This window comes from Vibrio sp. 970, assembly GCF_033339075.1.
The window spans coordinates 13,388-35,975 of sequence record NZ_JAWOTW010000003.1; the positions used below are offsets into that span (position 1 = coordinate 13,388).

The window sequence follows — 22,588 nt, forward strand, 5'->3', positions numbered from 1 at the left end:
ACTGCGGGATTGCATTCCTTTTTATGTATGGCGGACTTGTTTACTTACGCCAAATTTGGTCGTTTAGATGGGCGATAGTTTTATGAATAACACTCGTTATGGCACTTTTATGGCAGCATTCTCCTTTGTGATCTGGGGATTGCTACCAATTTATTATCGTTATTTACCAAATGCTTCTATGGATGAGTTGCTAGCATGGCGAATCATTGGGTCTGTACCTGTCGGGTTTCTAATTGTACTTGGGATAACCCGTCGAGGGTTGAATTGGAAAGAAATCTGGCTTGATAAAAAATCCTTGTGGTACACGTTTGTGGCGAGCAGTTTGATGTGTATTTCTTGGAGTGCGTTCACTTGGGCTTTGACCCATCATCGGGTCATTGATGCCAGCTTAGGCTTCTTTATTGGGCCATTAGTATCTGTTGCACTAGGCGTATTTATTCTTGGGGATAAGCTCTCAAAAGGCAAACTTATTGCAATCGTGCTGGCAACAATTGGTGTTATGTATCAAGTGATTCACTATGGTCAGCTGCCCGTTATCGCACTAACGATGGGGTTGTTCTTTGCTTTGTATGGGCTTTACAAGAAGAAGATAAATTATGACTGGAGTACAACCTTGTTTGTTGAGGCGTTGTTACTGACTCCAGTTGCACTCGCATATTTGCTCTATAAACAATGGGCAACTGGTGAACTGGCTTCGGGCACAGATACCAAAACATTGCTTTTGTATTTTGGCAGTGCACCTATCACACTTTTACCACTTGTATTTTATTCTATCGCAATACGTATAACTAATTTATCAACCGTCGGTCTAATGCAATACATCGAGCCAAGCTTGCAGTTTGTGTTGGCAGTTATGTTTTTTGGCGAGTTGTTTGACGAAGTGAAAGCGGTGACCTTTGCATTTATTTGGGTAGGGCTGTTGTTCACCATTTTTGAAAGTATTATCAAAGGGCATCGGCGCAAAAAGCTGGTCAAACACCCCTTATAGTGGTTTCAATATTCTCACATATTAGCTTCTTTATTCTTATGCCCTCCATTCGAGGGCATTTTTAATGTCATGAAGCATTGGCTTTCGTTTTTTGCCTGAATAGAAATCATAACTTGAGATTATTTTACGCATTATCATAATGATACCGCTATAGTTATAGCCAAGTGACACGCTTATATAAGTGAAAACCAGATCAAGAAGGACGACATATGATCACTGCTCTGTATGCCAACATTCTCGCAATACTCATTATTTGGTTGGCTGTTCAAGTAATTAAGCAACGTCGCTTAAATCAAATTGCTTATGCCGATGGTGGGGTAGAGGCTCTACAAATTGCTCGTAGTGCCCAGAGTAATGCGACAGAATATATCCCCATCACCCTGATTTTAATGGCACTTTTAGAATTCAATAGTGCTTACCCAACATGGATACATCTCACCGGTATTATTTTTGTAATTGGTCGAGTTATTCATGCTAAAGGCATATTGAAAAAAGACTTGAAAAAGCGCATTAGAGGGATGCAGGTGACATTTCTGGTGATACTTTCATTGGTTGTGTTAAATATGATTTACCTGCCATACGATAAGTTATGGTAAGTCTGCGACGTTACATTCCACCACCATGGGTACTCGTTCTGATTGGATTAGTACTGAATATTGGCGCGATCATCGTTACTAGCTTAGTCCTTGATAAGTTGGGTAAACAGCACTCGCAGCTCGCAGAGCAAACAGCAGAAAACTTGTATTCCATCCAACTCGCATGGAACAGTGTGGAAACCCTAGAAAGGAAAAGAGAAGCTTTACTGCTGCATGTGCACATAAGTCAGAGCGTAGCGATACCTTTAGAGCTAGAAGAGGTATTAGCAGGGCATTTATCTTCTTGGGTTCACAACGAGTCGGATGAAATACAAATTGATCAACTTCCGCAACTAATGTCAAAGATAAATCAGGCACAAGCTTCGTATAGAGACCGCATCGATAATTACTACATTGAGAATGTAGAGCTCAATGAGGTAATGGCAAAGCAGGATGAAAAGATCGCTTGGTACAAGAATATCGGACTCTTCTTGCAAGTATTCGGACTTGCGTTAATCCTTGCACGCGACTTAGCTAGGAAGCAATAAAAGCAAGAGCTAAAGATCAGGTTTATTGCGAAATGCCAATGGTAGTTTGCAAATTGCAATTTATTCTGTGAGCAAACAGTAGCTATTGGTTAAGTTTTAATGAAAGTGATTAAATAACAACCTGTTTTTGTGCGCTGAAAAGTTGGCACGCCTCATGCTTTAGTATGAGTGACCCTTTCTAAGCCGAGGGTCACCTAGCCAACTGACGTTGTTAGTGAACCATCTTGTTCACAAATATATACAGCCAATCACGACTCCTTGTGGTTGGCTTTTTTTATGCAGTCTAGAACTGTGCTTTAATCCAGATCATGCGATGGTCGGAAGATACATCCTTACCATCACCATACTTACCGATACGTGCATCGTTAAATAGTTTACGGCCCTCTTCATAAGACGCTGACCAGTACACACCAGAGTCTATTACATTCAAATTTGCTGAAGGCAAGGCATAGTCTACCCCTAAGCCAAACGTTGAAGTGATGCGATTCGGATATGAGTGAGTTGAACTGCGGTCAACAGCGTGTTCAGCTGCACCAAAGCTTGTTGGGTAAAGCGCACCATTCATCACGGTTTGGTTAACCAATGGATCGTTGTGCAGCTCTTGCATTACAGAGCTAATACCGTCACCAGCCACTGGATCAAGGTTTTGATCACCCATCATTACGAATTTAGCGCCGTTCGTTAAGCCACCTGTTTTACCCGCATCGTCGTAAAAATAGTCTTTGCCTTGAATGTAATGATGCCAAAACTCCACTTCTGCTGCGTTTTGCGCTTTGTTTTTACCGGTGTCAAATACTGGTGGAGTAGGATGAGACATCAACAAGTGTACAACTTCCTCGCCATTGCGAGTTGGAATGATGATTGGTGCGTCGACGTGATTTTTCGAAGATAGACGCACTTGATCCCATTCTTCCGCTGAGTACCATTCATCACCACACTTCATGCCGTCTGGAATCTTTTGCGAACCGTCACAGATAGTAATGGTTGGAATTTTCGCACCTTCCATATCTTTCCATTTAAATGCTTGGAATGTACGTGTGTTTGCTGTGTCAATTTTATACTTAGACATAAGGGCAAATGCATATTGACCATGGTACATGCCAAAGCCCCATGCATCACCTGGCATTTGACCTGCGGTTCCGTTGTTGTCGAGATCAAACTCACTCAACAACCCTGTATTAGTTGAGTAAGATTCAGCATAAGGGTATTCAATAGGCTCAAGGTTTGCTTCACCGCCCGCGCCATCGATACTTTGCGCGACAGACAAGTAGTTCTTCTGGAATCCTTCAATGGCTGCTTTGTTTTCGCCTGTTCCGTCGTTGTTGTATTCCGCCATCATGAGAACATCAGGACGATTCTTTTGAATGATTGCTGCAACGTTACGAATTTGAATGACTTTTTCCGCAGTGGTTTTGTCTTCGGCTGCGATTGAACCGTCTAAATAAGAGGTGACCAACGCAGCTTGCTGCGTTGGTTCAATTTGCATTTCATCTACCAAAGTTTCGAAGGTAGCGCGGTCAAAAGAGAGGTTGTAAGTCGCTATTTTTACTTCTTTAGGCTGAACATTGACGTATTCAGTATCGTCATTACATCCAGATAGTAGAGCGGCGCCAACAAGGACAGCGATAGAGGTTTTGATTGCTTTCATGGGTACGTCATACCTTATAATTAATTCGGCTGAATATTAAAGTCATCAGTCATTGTTTTAAGCGATATTAGTCACACAAACGTTTTCATATTTACATGTTCAATTAGTTTTTGTGTGATTTGTGCAATAAATGCAACACTTTCAACACCAGAAGGTTATATGTAAATTGTTAAAAAACGGTGTCGTTATTGATGCGAAATAGAGAGTCCGCCACCGTTAAAAAGAAAAGCGTAGAATTTAAGCGTGCATGAGATGTTTGAGTTGTATGCTTATCGCCGTGTTTTATTTTTTATGTTTAAATTTCTGTATATAATAAGCAGTCAATCAGAAGTGAGGACGACCTCACCGCTCTATCTTTTCTCGGGGACGACCCCATCTCGTTGGGAAATGTGACATGGCTTGGGGAATTCTCTTCATTGCGGGCTTGTGTGAAATCGCATGGGCTGTCGGTCTTAAATATTCACAAGGGTTTACCAAATTCGGTGCTTCGGCATTCACTATTGTCTTTATGTTATTGAGCTTTTGGTTGCTTGGCATTGCGTTAAGAACCTTGCCTTTAGGCATTGCTTATGGCGTATGGGTAGGGATTGGCGCAATAGGCACGGCAGTCGTGAGTATTTATCTGTTCAATGAGCCAGCAACACTTATCAAAGCCTTAAGCTTGCTAATGATTGTCGCTGGTATCGCAGGGTTAAAAATATCAGCTTAACGTTAGGCTAAACACAAAACAGCCAGAGTCACTCTGGCTGTTTTTCTAAATGTCGTGTTTACGGTTCTAGGTAGGTATATCAAGCGTTGCGCTTAATAAAAGGTAACCGTAAGTGATGACCAAACGCATTAATTAATGCGCCTGTAACAATCAGACCGCCACCGACGTACGTCCAAATGATCGGAACCTCGCCAAAGAAAATGATGCCCAACAACACAGAAAATACGATCTGGATATACGAATAAGCGGAGGCTTTACCCGCTTGTTGAGTTTGCATCGCTTTGGTTAACCCCAATTGTCCAATTTGGGTAAAGACACCAACTAGAACCAACATGAAAGTCAGATATAGATCGGGCATTACAAAATCGTCGCCAATCAGTAAGAGTGAAGCGGGGAGAGCAACCAACGGGAAATAGAAAATGATCACTGAGCTGTCTTCTGTCTGACTCAGTTTTCTGACAATGACGTAGGCAATTGAGCTACCAAATGCGCCTAAGATCGCAATCATGACGCTAAACATTGGTAAAGCGCTATCTGAGCCTTGCCCCGTTTCTGGGCTTACCATGATATAGATGCCGAGTAAGCACAACGCAATACAAAGGAAAGTTGACGGCTGGATGCGCTCTTTCAAGAAAAATACGGCGAGTAGTGCAGTAAATACCGGATGAATATATTGGAATATCGTCGCTTCTGCCAAAGGTAAGGTGGTCACTGAATAATATACACACATCAGAGCCATCGTACCCACAGCACCGCGTGCAAATAGTAATGGCTTATTATTGCCCCATACAGAAATTCGTTTTCGCTTTACATCGAAATAACTAATGATAAGTGAAACGAGCGCTCTTGCTGCAACGATTTCAAAAACGGGGATACCGTAGTTGCCGACGTGCTTTACTGTAGCCGACATCAGAGCAAAGCCGAACGCGGAAAGCACCATAAAGCGCACACCGATGGGAATCATAGTGTTGAATGAATTGGACATTTTACTGCTCATTTGTTGCGACAGATCTCACTTTAGCATACTTAGTTAGCGATTAAATCCTCTCAACTCAAACACTTCTGTCGACAAGATGAATAAACAGTAGAATACGTAGCAATTAATCTGCCTCTCTCAGCGTAACAATAAAAACTCGATATTTAAGGAGCTTACATGATCCCGATAAAAGCAACGCATGTTTCAGGCGTTGTCATTTCAAAAATTGATGGCATAGAAAAAATGCTGTTACTCAAACGCGTAAAAGGTGGCTATTGGTGCCATGTTGCAGGTGGTATCGAAGCGGGTGAAGCCGGGTGGCAAACCATTTTAAGAGAGTTAAAAGAAGAGACACTAATTGACCAAGTTGAGTTACATACAGCAGACTTTCTAGAGCAGTTCTACGAAGCAAAAAATAACCTTATCATGGTTATCCCATGTTTTGTGCTATTTTGTCCGCCTAACCAATCAGTTGTTCTTAACGAAGAGCATACAGAGTATCGCTGGTGTACGCTTGAAGAAGCTAAGCAGCTGGCTCCGTTTGCCAATCAGCATCACCTATATGAACATGTATGGAAACATTATGTAGATGTGGCATCACTAACGCCATTTACGCTGATCGATCAAAAGGGCTAAATGAACGGCAACGGCTTTGATTAGTTTTTATAGAGAGGTTTGTTCTCATAAAATGAAGCGTTAGGATTTGCGCTGAGCGTTCACAATAAAAAGGAATAACATCTATGGATGAAGTCACATGCCAAGAGACGTATCAAGGAAATCACTTACAGAAGCGTTTTTCCGTCTCGCAAAGGGTCTCAATTGAGCCCCTCAACACGAAACACGCGTCCGCTTTACTAGAGGTTGTGAACACTCACCGAGAGAGCCTTGAGGGCTATCTACCTTGGACGGATTCTGTCACGAATCATAGAGAGGCCGTTAACTACATTTCCCAGCGAGTGAACAGTAACGCGCTGGATTCCCACTGGTGTGCAATTTATTTTGATGAGCAGCTTACGGGTGTTATTGGCATTAAAGGTGTGGATTCACATACGCGTGTTACTGAAATTGGCTACTGGCTTGCCAACAATGGGCGAGGCCATCGTGTGATTGATCAAGTGCTCGCAGTATTGATCCCTTTTTTGAAGCAGAAAGGGCACGCACAATTCATTCAGTTCCATTGTATGGAAGATAACATCGCTAGCATCAATATTGCTGAGCGTGCAGGCGCCACATTAAAAGAATACGTTGATCATGAGTTCGATATGCTTGACCGCTCTCAACGACTAGGCATTTATGAACTACGTTTGATGTAGTATCCACCCCAGAAATATTTTAATCAGAGTTCGAACTCTAACTTCACGAGCGCTACAATAGTAACATTGTTGCGCTCGTGTTAACTTGGGGCGTCATTGGCAGAAACTAGGCTAGGAGAAGCATCATGAACGCAATCACAGAGGTTGAAGTAGATAACTTGTTACAGCAAAGCCTCGAACGCTTAAAAGCGGCATATGCAGCCGAGCCTTATCCTAGTTTGGATGAACGTAAACAGCGCCTCGTTTTGTTAAAAAAATCGCTGCTTGAGAACAAACAAGCTTTGGTTGAAGCGTTAAGTGACGATTTTGGCTATCGCTCAGAATTTGATACCGCCATGACCGACGTTTTGCCAACGGTCTCGCATATTAATTATACCCTCAAACGACTAAAAAAATGGTGCAAACCCAGCAAGCGCGAATCCGGCTTATTGCTCGCACCTTCTAAAGTAACCGTTCAGTATCAACCGTTAGGTGTCGTCGGGATCATTTCACCGTGGAACTTTCCTGTGATTTTGAGCCTTGCGCCTTTAGTGACAGCATTGGCTGCTGGTAACCGCGTGATGATGAAGCTCAGCGAATTTACGCCAAAAACCAATAAAGTCATCGTCGATATTTGCCGTGGGTTGTCTGAGTATGTCGAAGTTTTTGAGGGTGAAGCAGACGTCGCACAAGCATTCAGCCAACTGCCATTCGATCACCTTTTGTTCACGGGTTCTACGAGTGTTGGCCGCGCAGTGGCAAAAGCGGCAGCGGAAAACCTTACCCCGGTGACGTTAGAGTTGGGTGGAAAGTCCCCGGTGATCATTGCAAAAGATGCAGACATGAAGAAAGCCGTTGATGCTATCTTGTTTGGTAAATGCATTAATGCAGGCCAGATTTGTGTCGCGCCTGACTACGCATTTGTACCGCAAGAACGTGTCGAAGAATTCATTTCGCTATTCTTAAAACGTTTTGAAAAGCTCTATTTAAAATCCAACAAGAATCAAAAGCTGACCCATATTGTCAACCAACGACAATATGATCGTTTGACTGCGCTACTTGAGGATGCAAAAGCGCAAGGTGCTAACCTTCACACTGTTGAAGCGTCGCCCCAAGAGGAACGACTTCTGTATCCTCATTTGGTCACGGATGTGTCGCCGAATATGCGAATCATGCAAGAGGAGATCTTCGGGCCATTTCTACCTGTTAAGCCCTACAATGCCGTTGATGAAGCGATTGACTACATTAATCAGCACCAAAGACCACTTGCGCTGTATGTTATGTCGGACGACAAATCGACCATCAAACATATTGTACGCAACACCCACAGTGGTGGCGTCGGCGTTAATGATACGGTTTTACATGTTGGCGCTGAAGATGCGCCTTTTGGTGGCGTTGGTGAATCGGGTATTGGGCATTATCACGGAGAGGAAGGATTCAGAACTTTTAGTCATGCGAAAACCATTCTTCACACACCGAAATGGTTGCCAAGAACGAGCGTATTAATGCGCCGTAGGGCTATGGCGATAAAAGCGATCCAAAAGATCTTTGTTCGATAATAATTATGATTTGATTGATAAAAAACCGCCCGAATAGGCGGTTTTTTGTTTCTATATGCTCTGAAACGCTGGGCACCAAAGTCCGAGAAACTTCCATCGCGTGCTACCAACAAAACAAAGAAAGGCTCTGTTGAAAGAGCCTTGTTCAGGAAGTGTCGAGAGATCTTGGCAAGTTTAATGCAGAACTTCACTGCTGAATCTTAGATATCTACAGTCGTTCATCAGTTCTTTAAACGCCTTTCGGTCCAGCTTAATCAGAGTTTCATGATCGCCAGCTTCAAGGTAGACATGTTCCAAGTTTGCTAGTCTTTCATCGCAAACTGTCGACATGTGGTAAGGGCTACCAATCGGTGGAATAGCGCCGTGTTCACAATCGGTGAAGAGTCGGTAAACCATACGCTCTTTCACCAAGTGGAAGGTGGCATTAAATTCGTCGTTTAATCGCGACAAACTGATTTTGTTGTTGGCAGGTAAGACCGCCATCATATGACGCCCTTCATGATCCTCTAGAATCACACCTTTTGCGATATTCATTAAAGGCACACCTGCTGCAACACCACTTTGTAGCGAGCTATGACTGTGGCTGTGATTCACGGTTTGAAAGTGAATGTTATGCTCAGTCAAATATTCATCTAATCGGGTTGCAATCGTCATATAGCCTCCACGTGTATGAGACCCATAAAAAGTATAGGTTAGTCGGGCGACAATCGCGCATTTTACTCGGCGACACTGACGCTCTTTACGCTCCTGTTCTACGCTTATTGCAAGCCAGCGAGAAAGCATGGTTAACAATAATAAATAGGGGGCAACATGAGCAAGCCAATCATCGCTGATAACAAGCCGATCAAAGTAGAGTTGAAAGCTGGGCAAGAATATTACTTCTGCCGATGTGGGCGTTCTAAAAATCAACCTTACTGCGATGGGGCTCATTCGGGAACCGGCTTAAAGCCAATGAGCTTTAGTGCGGAAAAAGACGAAGATGCCTATCTCTGCCAATGTAAGCATACCGCCAATGCTCCTTTTTGTGATGGTACACACAAGCGATTTACCGCAGAGCAAGTCGGTAAAGAGGGACCGGAACAAAAGCGAGAGAAAAGAGACAAACCAACGGCGTCTGCTACTCAAGAAGAACCAACCCTCGAGTTTATCCACCAATTAGCGAGAGAAGGACTCTCTAAACTCGGTCATCATGGTCCGATGGCTGCAATGGGGGTTCCTAGGCATTTGCTACCACATTGGGATGCTATACAAATCATGATGGCGCAAATGGCGACACAACCGTTGTTGGAAGACGTTCCTGTGTCTACCGAGTTGATTGTGGGACCAAACGCGCGTAAGCCGCTCAGACTCGCCATTCCTTTGTTGGTGTCGGACATGAGTTTTGGCGCACTTTCTGAAGAGGCGAAAATTGCACTAGCAAAAGGTGCAGAGTTGGCAGGGACTGGGATTTGCTCTGGTGAGGGTGGCATGTTACCGGAAGAACAAGCCGCTAATTCACGGTATTTCTATGAGCTTGCTAGTGCTCAATTTGGCTACGACGAATCTAAGCTTCTTAATGTTCAGGCGTTTCACTTTAAAGGTGGGCAAGGAGCAAAAACGGGCACGGGTGGTCATCTGCCTGCAAATAAAAATGTAGGTAAGATCTCTCAGGTGAGAGGCATCCCCGAGGGACAACCAGCGATATCACCACCAACGTTCAAAGATCTTCACACTACTCACGATTTCAGAAAGTTTGCTGACAGAGTTCGTGGCATCACAGGCGGCATTCCAATTGGATTTAAACTCAGTGCCAACCATATTGAGCAAGACATTCAGTTTGCGCTTGATGCTGGGGCTGATTACATCATCTTAGATGGTCGCGGTGGTGGCACGGGTGCGGCGCCAACTATGTTCCGTGACCATATTAGTGTGCCCACCATTCCTGCGTTAGCTCGTGCACGTAAGTACTTAGATGAAAAAGGTGCAAGTGACCGCGTCACATTAATCATCACCGGTGGGTTGCGAGTTCCTACGGATTTTGTCAAAGCGTTGGCACTTGGAGCAGACGGAGTGGCGATAGCAAACAGTGCGATGCAATCGATCGGTTGTGTCGCCGCTCGCATCTGCAACACCAATAATTGCCCGGCAGGCATTGCGACACAAAATGCCGATTTGAGGCAGCGTCTCGACGTTGAAAAGTCATCCCAGCAACTGAAAAATTTCTTCGAATCCTCGGTCGAGCTCATGCAAGTTATGGCAAGGGCGTGTGGTCATCACGCTCTGAGTGAATTTAGTCATCATGATTTAGCGACCTGGGATCACAACATGGCGAGGCTGTCTGGGATTAAGTATTCAGGTATGGACTTAAACTGATCTCTATCCATATTTTCTACATATAGGTACATGTTTGATAACAATTATTTATTCGCTGAAATGTTTGAAATTTTGACTTGGCGTTAACTAAAAAAACAGTGTATGAACTACGCTGTTTGAGGTGGATATTCGATTTATTGAATAACAAAGAGTGGTTACCACAACCACGACACGAAGGAGCATTATATGAGCAAAGCAAACGGCGGTTCGGTAGGTAAATGTCCAGTTATGCATGGTGGGCAAACATCTACAGATAAGTCGGTGATGGATTGGTGGCCGAATGCCTTGAACTTAGACATCCTGCATCAACACGACTCCAAAACCAACCCATTTGGTCAGGACTTTAATTACAAAGAAGAACTGAAAAAGCTAGATGTCGAAGCACTTAAAAAAGATTTAAAAGATTTAATGACTGATAGCCAAGACTGGTGGCCTGCCGACTGGGGACACTACGGTGGTTTAATGATCCGAATGGCATGGCATGCAGCGGGCAGTTATCGTATTGCGGATGGCCGTGGCGGTGCTGCTACAGGCAACCAACGCTTTGCTCCTCTCAACTCTTGGCCAGATAACGCCAACCTGGATAAGGCTCGACGCCTTTTATGGCCAATCAAGAAAAAATATGGCAACAAACTAAGTTGGGCAGACCTGATTGTCCTTGCCGGTAACATGGCGTACGAATCCATGGGCTTTAAGACCTTTGGCTTTGCGTTTGGACGAGAGGACATCTGGCACCCAGAAAAAGACACTTACTGGGGCTCTGAGCAAGAATGGTTAGCCACAAGTGACGCTGATAACAGCCGCTACTCTGGTGAGCGAGATTTAGAAAACCCGCTTGCTGCGGTAATGATGGGTCTTATCTATGTGAACCCTGAAGGGGTAGACGGTAACCCAGATCCTCTCAAAACAGCACATGACATGCGAGTGACCTTTGCGCGAATGGCAATGAACGATGAAGAAACCGTCGCGCTCACAGCTGGTGGTCACACGGTGGGTAAGTGTCATGGTAATGGTGATGCCGCAAACCTTGGCCCAGAGCCCGAAGCAGCAGACGTTCATGAGCAAGGTCTTGGCTGGATTAACCACAAAACACGTGGTATTGGCCGTGACACGGTAACGAGTGGCATTGAAGGTGCTTGGACAACGCACCCTACACAATGGGACTACGGATACTTCCACCTACTATTTAAGTATGACTGGGAACTGAAAAAGAGCCCAGCTGGCGCATGGCAATGGGAGCCAATCGACATTGAAGAACAAGACAAGCCTGTCGATGTTGAAGACGGTTCTAAGCGCTACAATCCAATCATGACCGACGCCGATATGGCGCTCAAAATGGACCCTGAATATCGTAAGATTGCAGAAAAGTTCCAAAATGACCCTGCGTACTTTGATGACGTTTTTGCTCGTGCCTGGTTTAAGTTGACACACCGCGATCTAGGACCAAAATCATGTTATTTCGGCCCTGATGTGCCAAGCGAAGATCTTATTTGGCAAGACCCAACGCCCGCAGGTAAGACAGACTACGATGTTGATTTAGTAAAAACAAAAATCGAAGCAAGTGGCCTATCCATTAGTGAGTTAGTAAGTACGGCGTGGGATAGTGCGCGTACTTACCGTGGCTCTGACCGCCGAGGCGGTGCAAATGGCGCGAGAATTCGCTTGGCTCCGCAAAAAGATTGGCAAGGGAACGAACCTGAACGTCTAAGACGTGTTCTTGCGGTGTTAGAAAAAATAGCAGCAGAAGAGGGCTGTAGTGTTGCAGATGCTATCGTGCTTGCTGGTAACGTAGGTATTGAACTGGCTGCGCGTGCCGCAGGTCATGATGTTTCCGTACCATTCGCGCCAGGCCGAGGTGATGCCACCCAAGAGATGACGGATGTGGAATCGTTCGAAGTACTTGAGCCTGTTGCTGACGGTTTCCGAAATTGGTTGAAGAAAGACTACGCGGTTAAGCCAGAAGAGCTTTTATTAGATCGTGCTCAGCTTATGGGGCTAACTGCGCCAGAAATGACGGTACTTATCGGTGGTATGCGCGTTCTAGGCAGTAACTACGGCGGTGGAAAAGAGGGCGTATTTACTGACCGAGTAGGCACTTTGTCGAATGATTTCTTCGTGAACCTTACTGACATGGCATATACGTGGAAACCAGTGAGTGCTAATCAATATGAAATCCGTGATCGTAAAACCGACGCTGTTAAGTGGACGGCTACTCGAGTGGACCTTGTCTTTGGTTCAAACTCGATCCTGCGTTCGTATGCGGAAGTGTATGCGCAAGATGATAATCAGGAAAAATTCATCCATGACTTCATCGCCGCATGGACGAAAGTCATGAACGCGGATCGTTTTGACTTGCAATAAGTGAAACGATGCCCGTCAGTAGATGGGTTGATGAATAAGTAAGAGAGGCGGGCGAAAAGCTCGCCTTTTTCTTTACCTATCTTTTTACTTTGATTGAAAGTTAAGCTCATTTGAACCATAATAACTGGACCATATGAACCATAGGAGCTTGATATGGCAACTGCAGCATTAAAAAGCTTCAAACCGAAACAACCTCATAAAGCCAATTTCTGGTTTATGTTGGGTATTGAAGACGCTGAAACAGGTCGCACTGATGCGGTTCACAAAGGCTTTGAGCCAAAGGTGTATCGCAATATTGTTGAGCGTGTGAAGCTTTCTCAGAGTGAGTTTCAAAACGTCACATTGATACCTGTCAGCACGATCAAGCGTCGTCTAAAAAACGATGAACGCTTCAATACGCAAGAAAGTGATGCAATCTATCGATTAGCGATGTTATTGAAACTCGCGACAGAACTGTTTGACGACGAAGAGCGCGCGTTAAAATGGATGAGAGAGAATGTGTACGGCTTAGGTGGAAAACGTCCACTTGATATGGTCTCGACCACGGTGGATTTTGAAATCGTAAAAGATTTGATCGGCCGTTTAGAGCACGGGGTATTCTCGTAATATGAAGCTCTATCGTCTCACACAAAAGAAATTTGCTGACACGCCATTCAGCCCCGTTGGCGCAAAGTTATTTGGAGGGCGATGGAACTCAAAAGGAACCGAAGCCCTCTACTTCTCTGAATCGGAATCCCTTTGCTCGTTGGAAGTATTTGTTCACGTAAACAACGATCCTGCTATCACCAAACTTTACGATTTATATCGTATTGAAATGCCAGAATACCTCATCGCCACCTTAGATGAAGAAGATCTCCCTGTGACGTGGCGAGCAATACCGGCGAGCGAGTCTACGCAGTACATTGGCGATCAGTTTCTCAATGATCCTCATCCAGAGTTTGCCGCGCTGCAAGTGCCTTCAACGATTTCACCTCGTGATAAAAACTACGTGGTGAATCCAAATCATCCCAAAATGAAAGAGATCATCAAGAAAGCCGAAAAGCTCGATTTCGCGTTTGATCCGCGCATTTTCAAATAGACGCCTAGCTTTGTCTTGCTTTAAAGCATTCAGCGCTTACCTGAGATAAGCGCTGAAGCATAAAAGTTTATTTCCTTGGTTATTGTCGGTCGTAAGTGAACTGTTGCGCTTCATTTGTAGTGTTGAGGTAATGCCCAAGCACCAACTCAGCACCTTTGTAAGATAAATGGCTGTCATCCGTATACATCGCATTGTTTGCTCCAACTCTCATTCGACATACGCCATTTCTGCAAATGGCATCGGTCAAGTCGACAAACTCAACGTGCTCAAATTGCTCAAAGTAGTTCACTAACTTCGCCACGTTTTGAGGGTGATGTTGTTTGGGAGAAAAGTCACAGGCAGACTCTTCTGTCTCGCCAAACAAACGCGCTTTCCAAAGGCATTCTCCTACCGCAAACGGTGCAGAAGGGGTTGGACCGAAAACGACCACTTCCTTTCCTTTCAGTTCATTCAATAATTTGGTTAATGATGCTTCATAATCGGCTTGTGAAAGCTCTTTATTGAAATTAGAAGAGATAACAACGCGACGAATGGAAGGGGTACTTAGAATGGTATCGACAGCCTCATTGAAGAACTGTCGGCAAGAAATTGAGCCAGCAGCTTCTAGGATGTCGACATAACCGACCGCACAGGAATCTTGAGTAAGTTGCACCACGCCAGTTGGTGTTACTTCAGATAGACGCTTCACGTAAACCATGCTGTGACTATTGCCTAACACAGCGATGGCGGGCTGCGGCGCAGACGAGCACACATCGTTAACGTTGGTGTTGCCGTTGCAATCTAAACCATAACCGTTGTTAACGCGCATGGCCTCGAAAAATGCGCTTCTTTCTGGAAAACCACCGTTTTGATGACCGATAACGCCGAGCGTTAGCAAGGGCAACGTCAACAACACAATAACCGCGGACACAGTGCGCATGCTCATGGCTTTTCGGCTACGGAACGGCTTTTCAATAAAGCGCCAAGTGAAGTAAGACAGTACAAAAAGAGCGATAACGTAAAGCGGGATATTGACGTCTTGTGTTGTGTCCAACACGTAGCGGTAAAAGACAAATAATGGAATGTGCCACAAGTATAAGCTGTAGCTGATTAAGCCGACGAACACGACCCACTTTAGGCTCAGTAATCTACCGCAGACATTGTCTTTAGAGGCAAACAAAATCACCAACGCGCTACCGATGACCGGCACCAGCAGCGTAATGCCCGCGCCATCTTGCGATTTTTCAAACAAAAGCGCGGAAGCCAATATCAAAACGATGCCAATGGTTGCTAGAGTATCGTTAGATTGAACTTGGACTTTTCTCATCACTAATGCGAGTAATGAACCGGTTGCCAGCTCCCAAGCGCGAGAGAAGATCATGTAAAAAGCGAAATCAGGATCGTTGCTCGCGTAGACAATAGTCATCAAACTCAGCGCAAATACCACGATGAAAAAAGTCAAGTAAAACGCGTTTTTGCCACGAGCGAGTAGCATGAGTAGCAAAGGAATGACAATGTAGTATTGTTCTTCAACGCCCAAGCTCCATGTGTGGAACAGCGGGTTGGCTTGATCTTCTAAACCGAAGTAATTGTGGCCTTTTAGATACAGAAGAATGTTGGATGAAGAAAGAATAGAAGACACTGCGAACTGACCAACGTCTTTGTGTGCTTGCGGCAAAAATAGCCACCAAGACATCAAATAGCTGACGGCGATGACCACCAGTAAGAGGGGGAGTATGCGACGAATGCGTCGCTCATAAAAATCACCAAGGCTGAACTTCTGGTTTTCTAAGTCGTTAATCACGATGGCAGTGATCAAATAGCCGCTGATCACAAAGAACACGTCGACGCCAATAAAGCCACCAGCGAATTGCTCAACTCCTGCATGAAACAAAATCACCAACGTGACAGCAATCGCCCTTAATCCGTCTACTTCTGCTCTGTAAGTCATATAGTGTTGCTCCAACATTCCGTTTAATGAAGTAGAGCAAAATATGAACCAGAAATAATGTTTATTTAAATCAGTGCCTTAAAGTGATTGTCAAAATGAAAATGCTAGGTGGGTTAACGAATTCCCAAATTGAATTTCAATATGGAAACCCCATAAAGAATGATCTTAAGAAGCGCTAAATCAAAGAACGTAAAGCGCGAGGAACTTAGACTTCATTGAAAATGATTACGCTAAAGAAACGATGACAGAGAATACGATTCAGGAAAAAATTGCCAGCTTTACTTGTATCGAAGAGGCTTTGGATTACTTCGACATCGAGTTTGATAGCCGATTTATCGAAAACAACCGAACCGAGTTGGTTAAGAGGTTTAACGGCTACTTAATCCTCACTAAACCGGATGATTGGTTTTCAGGTCGTCGTGCTTTAAAGAATGCTTACTGTAAAGTACAACGCAGTTTGCTCAGTAAAACGACGCGCTCTGCGTGTCGAGGTTGTACATCTTGTCAAAGACGTTAATTCTGGTGGCTTGCCTAAAAAGAACCCTGCATCTTGGCGTTACAGGGGGAAGAGCAAGGTTCTTTTGGTTTCGCTATTGGTTTATCGCGAGTTGCGAATCAGCTTTACGTAGATGAATTAACCCGCGTGGTACGCAGGGTAGTCCACTAAGCCTTTTTCACCGCCGCCGAACAATGTGGCAGGGTCATGTTCTGCCAGCGGATAGCCATGCTTGATGCGGCTTGGTAAGTCTGGGTTTGCAACAAACGGACGGCCAAAGCCAATCATGTCGGCTAAACCACTTTCAATCGCGTGTTGCGCCTTTTCTGCGTTGTAACGACCGGCATAGATCAGTGTGCCTTTATACGCCTCACGAACTGCGGTTTTAAAGTCGTGCGGAGTGTCTGGCGCGTCGTCCCAATCCACTTCTGCAATGTGAATGTAAACCACATTGAGTTTATCAAGCAGCGCTGCAGCGGCGGTGTAGGTTTCGACTGGCGTACTATCAACGGTGCCATTTAACGAAGTGAATGGTGCAAGACGAACACCAACACGCTCTGCGCCAATAGCTTGCGTCATCGCCTCTACCACTTCACCAAGAAAACGCAGACGGTTTTCAATGGAACCACCGTATTCATCGGTGCGATTATTCGCTTCAGAATCGATAAACTGGTTAACCAAGTAGCCATTCGCTGCATGAAGCTCGATACCATCGAATCCGGCTTCTATCGCGTTTAGTGCGGCTTGGCGGTACTCTTCAATAACGTTCTTGATGTCTTGTTTGGTCATTTCACGTGGCTCAACCACGTCGACAAAACCCGGTTCGTCTGTGCCGTTATCGACAAATACTTTCACGTTTTCTGCTTTTAGCGCAGAAGAAGAAATAGGTTGCTCACCGCCAATGTTATCAGGGTGAGTCACACGACCAACGTGCCATAATTGCGCGAAGATAACGCCGCCTTTCTCGTGCACTGCATCAGTTACTTTTTTCCAGCCAGCAATTTGCTCTGGGCTGTAAATGCCTGGTGTCCATGCATAGCCTTGACCCATTGGCGAAATTTGTGTGCCTTCAGCAACGATTAGGCCCGCTTCAGCACGTTGAGCATAGTAGGTCGCCATCATGTCGTTAGCGATATTACCTGGTTGAGAAGCACGAGAGCGCGTCATCGGAGGCATAACGATACGGTTTTTTAATGAGAGAGAGCCAAGTTGAATGGGTTGAAATAATGCGTCTGTCATAGGAAACCTCGTTATTTTTGAGTTTGGATGAGTTCGATTTGGTAACCATCGGGATCTTTAATGAACGCGATGTGAGTTTCTCCGCCTTTCATTGGACCTGGCTCGCGAGTAACGTTGCCACCAAGCGCTTTAATTTTTTCGCAAGCGGCGTAAATATCTTCAGACCCCAGTGCCATGTGTCCGAATGCGTTACCCAAGTCGTAACTGTCGGTATCCCAGTTATAAGTTAGCTCGATGGTCGCGCCATCTGGTTGATCAGGGTTACCAACAAACACCAGTGAGTAACGGTATTCTTGGTTTTCAAAACGATCCAAAACACTCATTCCCAGAACTTTTGTATAAAATTCGATAGATTTGTCTAGGTCAGCTACACGGATCATCGTGTGGAGAAACTTCATAAGTCGCCTTTTCATAACGTTGCGTAATCACTATGCAAACCATATCGCCACTCTAAATAAACTGGAAATTATCGTTAATTATTAAAATGATTATTTAGTGTTATGAAAAGCGAGGTTGCTGGCCCTGCAACATGCAAACAAAGATTACTCGCCGTTTCTTTTTAATTGTTGGCATATGCTAATTACTCTTTTGAGAAACCGAGTAACTATCATGTCCACAAACAGCTATTGTCATTACACTCACGAATCTCATCATCAATGTGCGGTTTGTTCTTCAATTAATGTGAATCCGAACTCTTTGGCCGTGAACTACCAATACCTAGCCGATGGTTCTGTTGTCGGAGAGTTTCACGTTTTACCGCGTCATCAAGGTTACACAGACCTGTTGCATGGTGGTATTGCCAGTTCGCTTCTCGATGGTGCAATGACGCATTGTTTGTTATCTAGAGACATTCAAGCCCTTACGGCGCAGTTGGATGTGCGCTACCATGCACCTATTCAGTTAAATGATCGAGTCACGATTACCGCACTCTGTGAAGGTGAACGACGCGGTATATATCAACTGGTGGCTCAATTGCGGGTCGAAAGCGAAGTTAGAGTGACGGCTAAAGGGAAGTTTATTCGTCCTAAAAAGGCATAAATAAAAACGTGTTCTACGGAGAGGCAATGAAGAAATTTGATGAGCTGTATGCAATTGCGACGAGAAAATCTCAATATGACCAAACCAATACTTGGTTTAAAGGCGTAGAGACTTATCTGGAGGCCATTGGCAAAGAAGTTGATGAAGTCCGCGAAGAGATTCGCGAGGATCGCCTTTGTCATTTGGAAGACGAGTTAGGCGATGTGTTGTGGAACTACCTTAACGTATTAAAAGCGCTGGAAAGAGAAAAGGGTATAGATCCTGAGAAAGTACTCGAAAGAGCCTGCACTAAATACGAGCAGCGTGTATCTGCGATTGAATCGGGACGCAGTTGGGATGAGATAAAACAGCAGCAGAAACAAGCCTTGAACGCGGAACATGAAGCCGCGCAGTTAGAAGATGTAAAGAGCCAATAACTGCGCTTGGTATTGAAAGGATAGGTTAATAGGGAATACCTAGTCAGCCCTTGGAGCTGTTGACCAACAGTAGGTCACAAGGTGGTTGGTCAAGTAACGTGTCTACAGTGCTGCCAGACCAAAATTGGGATGACATGCTTCGTTTACATGCACCCATAATCAAAATCGCTGCTTGTGATTGCTTAACTGCTTTTGGTAACGCCGTTTCAGGGTTTCCTTCCGGTAATAGTAATGGAACTCGCGTTAACTTTTGCGCAGTAATAAAATCTGTAATGCCTGCTTTTTGATTGCTTAATATCTCTGCACGATAGCGAGAGAGGTATGGCGCGACGTATCGGCAGTAAACGAGCGTCATTTTCCCGCTTAAGGTTTGTTCTAATTTTGAGCCTCGCGAGACGATGGCTTTATCTACTATCGACTTTTCATCCCCTCGATGAAGTGGGTCGATTGCACAAAGCATGTTGGCGTGAGAAGGCCATGAACGCTCACTCAGTAGCAACAAGTCGCAATCTTGTTGTGCTAGTTCTGTGAGTATCGTTTGAATCTCGTGTTTGTTAAAGTGTCCCACGAGCAGTAAGTCAGTGTGGTCAACAAGTCGTTTCGCAACTTGCTCAACCCAATGACTCCCTTTGAAATGCTCGTAAGAGAGCGTTGGCGTTTCAAGCTCTTCTTCTTCACAAAGTTCGACAATTAATGCGTTGAACTTTAAGGTCCAAGCTTCAAACTCAGCTTGTCTTTTTTCTATATGGTCAGAGTTGAAACTGAGAAAATGAGCGAATGCGTGATCTTCACTTCGGCGATGGTCTTCCACTAAAACCACAATAGGCTGAGCCAACGCTGTCGAAAATTGAATCACTTTACGAAGCACCTTACGACTTGGTAAGGCGGCCTGCTGAGTCAGAAAAAATACAGGTGCCATTGATTACTCCATTATCAAACAAGGCGAATGAGCCTGACACACATTCAAGTCTATACCATGAACTGATGCAGAGGCGTTTTGTTTCTGCGAGCGAAATATAAATTCCGCAATTAAGTCAACTATCGCCTAGAATTTTAACATCAAGAATTCATGCCTTCGGATAGCACATATCGTCAATGCGGCGAATGTGGTAGTGAAAGCTATAGGTAAAAGTAATGATAGATTCCAACCAATTGCAAATTAACCGCAAAGTGCCACATTTGCTTGCTGAGATCATTAAAGCGATAGAATCGACCGAAGACTTGAGCTTTTTGAAAGACTATCAAGAAGCACAGATTGCGAACATTTTGGAATCGGTCAACATTGCTTACCGTAAGCGTGTCATAGAAGCAGTGTCGCCTGAGAAGTATTGGACGGTATTAAATTTGCTCCGATACGACACCGCCAAGCACATTCATCAATCACTCAATAAAGACTTACAACATGAACGCTTGGCGTACATAACGGATTCTGAACTGATCATCTTTGCGGACTTTTTACCGACCGAATTTGTAGATGAATACCTTATTGATCAAAGTGAAGAGTCTGTCGCGCATATCCAACAAGCATTGTCGTATGAAGACAACAAAGTTGGACGTTATGCCGAGCCTCACTTTCTGGTCGCAAACCCTAAAAACAGCGTAGGAGGCATCAAAACCGAGCTGCTAAAACGCGGGCAAAGTCCAGTGCGGTTGATTATTGTGCGTGATGCAAGTGGTGTGATTGGTACGATAGAGCCGCAAACCCTGTTGCTGCACGAGAATCATATCAAACTTACCGACTTGACCGTAGTTACGCCAATTCTAGAAGATATTCAAACGATTCAAAGCGTCAGCAAACAAGTCTCGATTGATGGTGGAGCACATTGGTTTCCTATCATGGCTGGTGGCAAAATTATGGGCGTCTTGTCGATGGCGACCATCGCGATTACCTTGCGTGAACTCAGCCTACAAGCTGTAGTGGCAGAAAACGTACGAAGCGAAGAAGATTTGTTTACACCATTAAGCGTGGCGACAAGGCTAAGAGCACTTTGGTTGGTGATTAACTTGCTGACCGCTTTTGTTGCCTCTGCCATCATTGGTATTTTTGATAATGTGGTCGAGCAAGTCGTTGCGCTTGCTATCTTAATGCCTGTTGTGGCGAGTATGGGCGGCATCGCGGGTAGCCAAACCTTAGCGGTGGCCATTCGAGGTATCGCACTAAACCACTTGCACCAAAGTAACTTGAAGCTATTGGTGAATAAGGAATTAAAAATCGCCACCATTAATGGCTTGATCATGGGATTAGTGATCGCGGGTGTCGTCTACATGGTGTTTGACTCTTGGCCATTGGCGCTTATTATCTGTTGTGCCATTTTCCTCAATAGTTTGGCGGCCGCGGCATCGGGTACGTTGATACCATTCACGTTGAAGAAGTTTAACATTGACCCCGCCGTGGCTGGCTCGGTAGTATTGACGACCGTTACCGATGTCGTCGGTTTCTTTGCGTTCTTAGGCTTAGGTGCCATTTTCTTGATATAGATATCCAATTGACGCGTTAACCATCAGAACCAATCGCACCACTTCCCAACCCAGTATTTTGGGCGAGCTTGCTTCGCTCAGCATTCCTCCGTTGTCCATAACCGATGAACACGTCGTTTCGGTTCTTACTTTGTAAATCTCTTCACTGCTCAGTTCTATTCCCCCAAATTTCCCACTACCGATCTCGCTTAACGCTGGCGTGCCAATTTCAAACGCCAAATGATGCCCATTTTCTTGGCTGTACACGCATTACTTCACTCAAACAAAAAATAAGGAAAAGATTTTGAACAAACTCATCGTATTCACTGGTGGTCCCGGTGCAGGAAAAACCTCGGTTATCGAACAACTAAAAACACAAGGCTTTATCTGCGCGCCAGAAACCGGCCGTCAAATAATACAAACGCAGGTTGCCAATCACGGTTCAGCATTACCTTGGAATGACAAACAAGCTTTTCGAGACGAAATGATGAAGGTAGAAGTGAGCAATTACCGAGCTTTCAATGCCTACCAAGGGGACGTGTTTTTTGATCGCAGTATTGTGGACGTATATGGCTACAGTAAATTGGAACAACTGCCAATCTCGCATGAGCTCATCACGCATTGCCAGATGCTTCGTTATCATTCTCAAGTGTTCATTTTTCCACCTTGGGCATCGATATTCAGCAACGACGAAGAGCGAAAGCAAGATTTTTCTGAAGCGGTGGCTACGTATCAACAGATGGTCAACGCTTATCACAAATTTGGTTATAAATTGATCGAAGTGCCCAAAATATCAGTCGAAGACAGAGTAGCGTTTATTCTCGGCTCAGTCATCGAACAAGGCTGAAAGATGATTGATGCAAACAAATGCGTAAGGCTATTGTGAGCACGACAACAATATGCGTAAAGGGAGTTATTTATACTGG

At 44.6% G+C, this 22,588-nt stretch carries 24 protein-coding genes; 16 read left to right on the forward strand and 8 right to left on the reverse strand.

The window, feature by feature from the left end:
- The first annotated feature begins 82 nt into the window (after nucleotides 1-82).
- The 3 genes from rarD to R7Q11_RS04935 all read left to right on the forward strand — a co-directional run bounded on the left by rarD (nucleotide 83) and on the right by R7Q11_RS04935 (nucleotide 2,111).
- Nucleotides 83-988, forward strand: coding sequence for an EamA family transporter RarD (rarD, locus tag R7Q11_RS04925; protein WP_025767839.1), 906 nt, complete (start codon nucleotides 83-85; stop codon nucleotides 986-988).
- Between the two features lie 209 nt (nucleotides 989-1,197).
- On the forward strand, nucleotides 1,198-1,584 hold the full coding sequence (locus R7Q11_RS04930; RefSeq protein ID WP_005376510.1) for an MAPEG family protein: 387 nt from the start codon (nucleotides 1,198-1,200) through the stop codon (nucleotides 1,582-1,584).
- Entirely contained in the window at nucleotides 1,578-2,111 is a 534-nt protein-coding gene (locus tag R7Q11_RS04935) for a hypothetical protein (RefSeq protein WP_025767838.1), read from the forward strand. Before R7Q11_RS04930 ends, R7Q11_RS04935 begins: the two co-directional genes overlap by 7 nt.
- 283 nt (nucleotides 2,112-2,394) lie before the next feature.
- Here R7Q11_RS04935 and R7Q11_RS04940 read toward each other — a convergent pair whose 3' ends face one another.
- Entirely contained in the window at nucleotides 2,395-3,759 is a 1,365-nt protein-coding gene (locus tag R7Q11_RS04940; RefSeq protein WP_225466246.1) for an endonuclease/exonuclease/phosphatase family protein, read from the reverse strand.
- Between the two features lie 394 nt (nucleotides 3,760-4,153).
- Between R7Q11_RS04940 and R7Q11_RS04945 the strand changes: the two genes are divergently transcribed.
- The gene (locus tag R7Q11_RS04945) at nucleotides 4,154-4,468 is read left to right on the forward strand and encodes a DMT family transporter (protein ID WP_005376506.1); all 315 of its coding nucleotides are present in this window, start codon (nucleotides 4,154-4,156) and stop codon (nucleotides 4,466-4,468) included.
- Between the two features lie 79 nt (nucleotides 4,469-4,547).
- Here the strand turns inward: R7Q11_RS04945 and R7Q11_RS04950 are convergent, their stop codons facing one another.
- Nucleotides 4,548-5,453 carry a DMT family transporter gene (locus R7Q11_RS04950; RefSeq protein ID WP_005376505.1) on the reverse strand — a complete coding sequence of 302 codons (906 nt, stop codon included), beginning with the start codon at nucleotides 5,451-5,453 and terminating at the stop codon, nucleotides 4,548-4,550.
- Between the two features lie 168 nt (nucleotides 5,454-5,621).
- On the opposite strand from R7Q11_RS04950, the gene R7Q11_RS04955 reads away from it, so the two are divergent.
- The 3 genes from R7Q11_RS04955 (at nucleotide 5,622) to R7Q11_RS04965 (ending at nucleotide 8,295) form a co-directional block, all read left to right on the forward strand.
- Entirely contained in the window at nucleotides 5,622-6,080 is a 459-nt protein-coding gene (locus R7Q11_RS04955) for an NUDIX hydrolase (protein ID WP_191115916.1), read from the forward strand.
- A gap of 104 nt (nucleotides 6,081-6,184) precedes the next feature.
- A complete protein-coding gene (locus tag R7Q11_RS04960; protein ID WP_047101443.1) occupies nucleotides 6,185-6,757 on the forward strand; it encodes a GNAT family N-acetyltransferase in 573 nt (190 codons plus the stop codon).
- 125 nt (nucleotides 6,758-6,882) lie between these two features.
- A complete protein-coding gene (locus tag R7Q11_RS04965; RefSeq protein WP_017820990.1) occupies nucleotides 6,883-8,295 on the forward strand; it encodes a coniferyl aldehyde dehydrogenase in 1,413 nt (470 codons plus the stop codon).
- 174 nt (nucleotides 8,296-8,469) lie between these two features.
- Here the strand turns inward: R7Q11_RS04965 and R7Q11_RS04970 are convergent, their stop codons facing one another.
- Nucleotides 8,470-8,949, reverse strand: a complete 480-nt coding sequence (locus R7Q11_RS04970; protein WP_005376501.1) for an aminoacyl-tRNA deacylase — start codon at nucleotides 8,947-8,949, stop codon at nucleotides 8,470-8,472.
- 156 nt (nucleotides 8,950-9,105) lie between these two features.
- Here R7Q11_RS04970 and R7Q11_RS04975 point away from each other — a divergent pair, with 156 nt between their 5' ends.
- The 4 genes from R7Q11_RS04975 to R7Q11_RS04990 all read left to right on the forward strand — a co-directional run bounded on the left by R7Q11_RS04975 (nucleotide 9,106) and on the right by R7Q11_RS04990 (nucleotide 14,086).
- The gene (locus tag R7Q11_RS04975) at nucleotides 9,106-10,647 is read left to right on the forward strand and encodes a glutamate synthase-related protein (RefSeq protein WP_047101447.1); all 1,542 of its coding nucleotides are present in this window, start codon (nucleotides 9,106-9,108) and stop codon (nucleotides 10,645-10,647) included.
- Between the two features lie 186 nt (nucleotides 10,648-10,833).
- Entirely contained in the window at nucleotides 10,834-13,008 is a 2,175-nt protein-coding gene (katG, locus tag R7Q11_RS04980) for a catalase/peroxidase HPI (protein ID WP_017820988.1), read from the forward strand.
- A 153-nt stretch (nucleotides 13,009-13,161) separates the two neighbouring features.
- Nucleotides 13,162-13,614, forward strand: coding sequence for an antitoxin Xre/MbcA/ParS toxin-binding domain-containing protein (locus tag R7Q11_RS04985; protein ID WP_017820987.1), 453 nt, complete (start codon nucleotides 13,162-13,164; stop codon nucleotides 13,612-13,614).
- 1 nt (nucleotide 13,615) lies between these two features.
- Nucleotides 13,616-14,086: an RES family NAD+ phosphorylase gene (locus tag R7Q11_RS04990; protein ID WP_005376497.1), complete on the forward strand. Its 471-nt coding sequence runs from the start codon at nucleotides 13,616-13,618 to the stop codon at nucleotides 14,084-14,086.
- A 79-nt stretch (nucleotides 14,087-14,165) separates the two neighbouring features.
- On the opposite strand, the gene R7Q11_RS04995 is transcribed toward R7Q11_RS04990, so the two are convergent.
- Nucleotides 14,166-16,016, reverse strand: a complete 1,851-nt coding sequence (locus tag R7Q11_RS04995) for an acyltransferase family protein (RefSeq protein WP_213914871.1) — start codon at nucleotides 16,014-16,016, stop codon at nucleotides 14,166-14,168.
- A 241-nt stretch (nucleotides 16,017-16,257) separates the two neighbouring features.
- On the opposite strand from R7Q11_RS04995, the gene R7Q11_RS05000 reads away from it, so the two are divergent.
- Nucleotides 16,258-16,533, forward strand: a complete 276-nt coding sequence (locus tag R7Q11_RS05000; protein WP_104980619.1) for a nitrogenase-stabilizing/protective protein NifW — start codon at nucleotides 16,258-16,260, stop codon at nucleotides 16,531-16,533.
- 117 nt (nucleotides 16,534-16,650) lie between these two features.
- Here R7Q11_RS05000 and R7Q11_RS05005 read toward each other — a convergent pair whose 3' ends face one another.
- A complete protein-coding gene (locus R7Q11_RS05005; RefSeq protein WP_054866340.1) occupies nucleotides 16,651-17,751 on the reverse strand; it encodes an alkene reductase in 1,101 nt (366 codons plus the stop codon).
- 11 nt (nucleotides 17,752-17,762) lie between these two features.
- Complete coding sequence (gene gloA / locus R7Q11_RS05010) at nucleotides 17,763-18,149, reverse strand: lactoylglutathione lyase (protein ID WP_005376490.1); 387 nt, start codon at nucleotides 18,147-18,149, stop codon at nucleotides 17,763-17,765.
- A gap of 211 nt (nucleotides 18,150-18,360) precedes the next feature.
- Here gloA and R7Q11_RS05015 point away from each other — a divergent pair, with 211 nt between their 5' ends.
- A complete protein-coding gene (locus R7Q11_RS05015) occupies nucleotides 18,361-18,789 on the forward strand; it encodes a PaaI family thioesterase (RefSeq protein WP_186585354.1) in 429 nt (142 codons plus the stop codon).
- A gap of 26 nt (nucleotides 18,790-18,815) precedes the next feature.
- Nucleotides 18,816-19,205, forward strand: a complete 390-nt coding sequence (locus tag R7Q11_RS05020) for a MazG nucleotide pyrophosphohydrolase domain-containing protein (protein WP_047101463.1) — start codon at nucleotides 18,816-18,818, stop codon at nucleotides 19,203-19,205.
- 43 nt (nucleotides 19,206-19,248) lie between these two features.
- Here R7Q11_RS05020 and R7Q11_RS05025 read toward each other — a convergent pair whose 3' ends face one another.
- Entirely contained in the window at nucleotides 19,249-20,124 is an 876-nt protein-coding gene (locus tag R7Q11_RS05025) for a universal stress protein (RefSeq protein ID WP_225466247.1), read from the reverse strand.
- 215 nt (nucleotides 20,125-20,339) lie between these two features.
- Here R7Q11_RS05025 and R7Q11_RS05030 point away from each other — a divergent pair, with 215 nt between their 5' ends.
- A complete protein-coding gene (locus R7Q11_RS05030) occupies nucleotides 20,340-21,683 on the forward strand; it encodes a magnesium transporter (RefSeq protein ID WP_213911919.1) in 1,344 nt (447 codons plus the stop codon).
- On the opposite strand, the gene R7Q11_RS05035 is transcribed toward R7Q11_RS05030, so the two are convergent.
- Nucleotides 21,660-21,929 (reverse strand): hypothetical protein, encoded by a 270-nt coding sequence (locus R7Q11_RS05035; RefSeq protein WP_225466248.1) that lies wholly within the window; start codon nucleotides 21,927-21,929, stop codon nucleotides 21,660-21,662. The genes R7Q11_RS05030 and R7Q11_RS05035 overlap by 24 nt on opposite strands.
- A gap of 37 nt (nucleotides 21,930-21,966) precedes the next feature.
- Here R7Q11_RS05035 and R7Q11_RS05040 point away from each other — a divergent pair, with 37 nt between their 5' ends.
- Nucleotides 21,967-22,509 (forward strand): AAA family ATPase, encoded by a 543-nt coding sequence (locus R7Q11_RS05040; RefSeq protein WP_213911920.1) that lies wholly within the window; start codon nucleotides 21,967-21,969, stop codon nucleotides 22,507-22,509.
- Nucleotides 22,510-22,588: the final 79 nt, after the last annotated feature.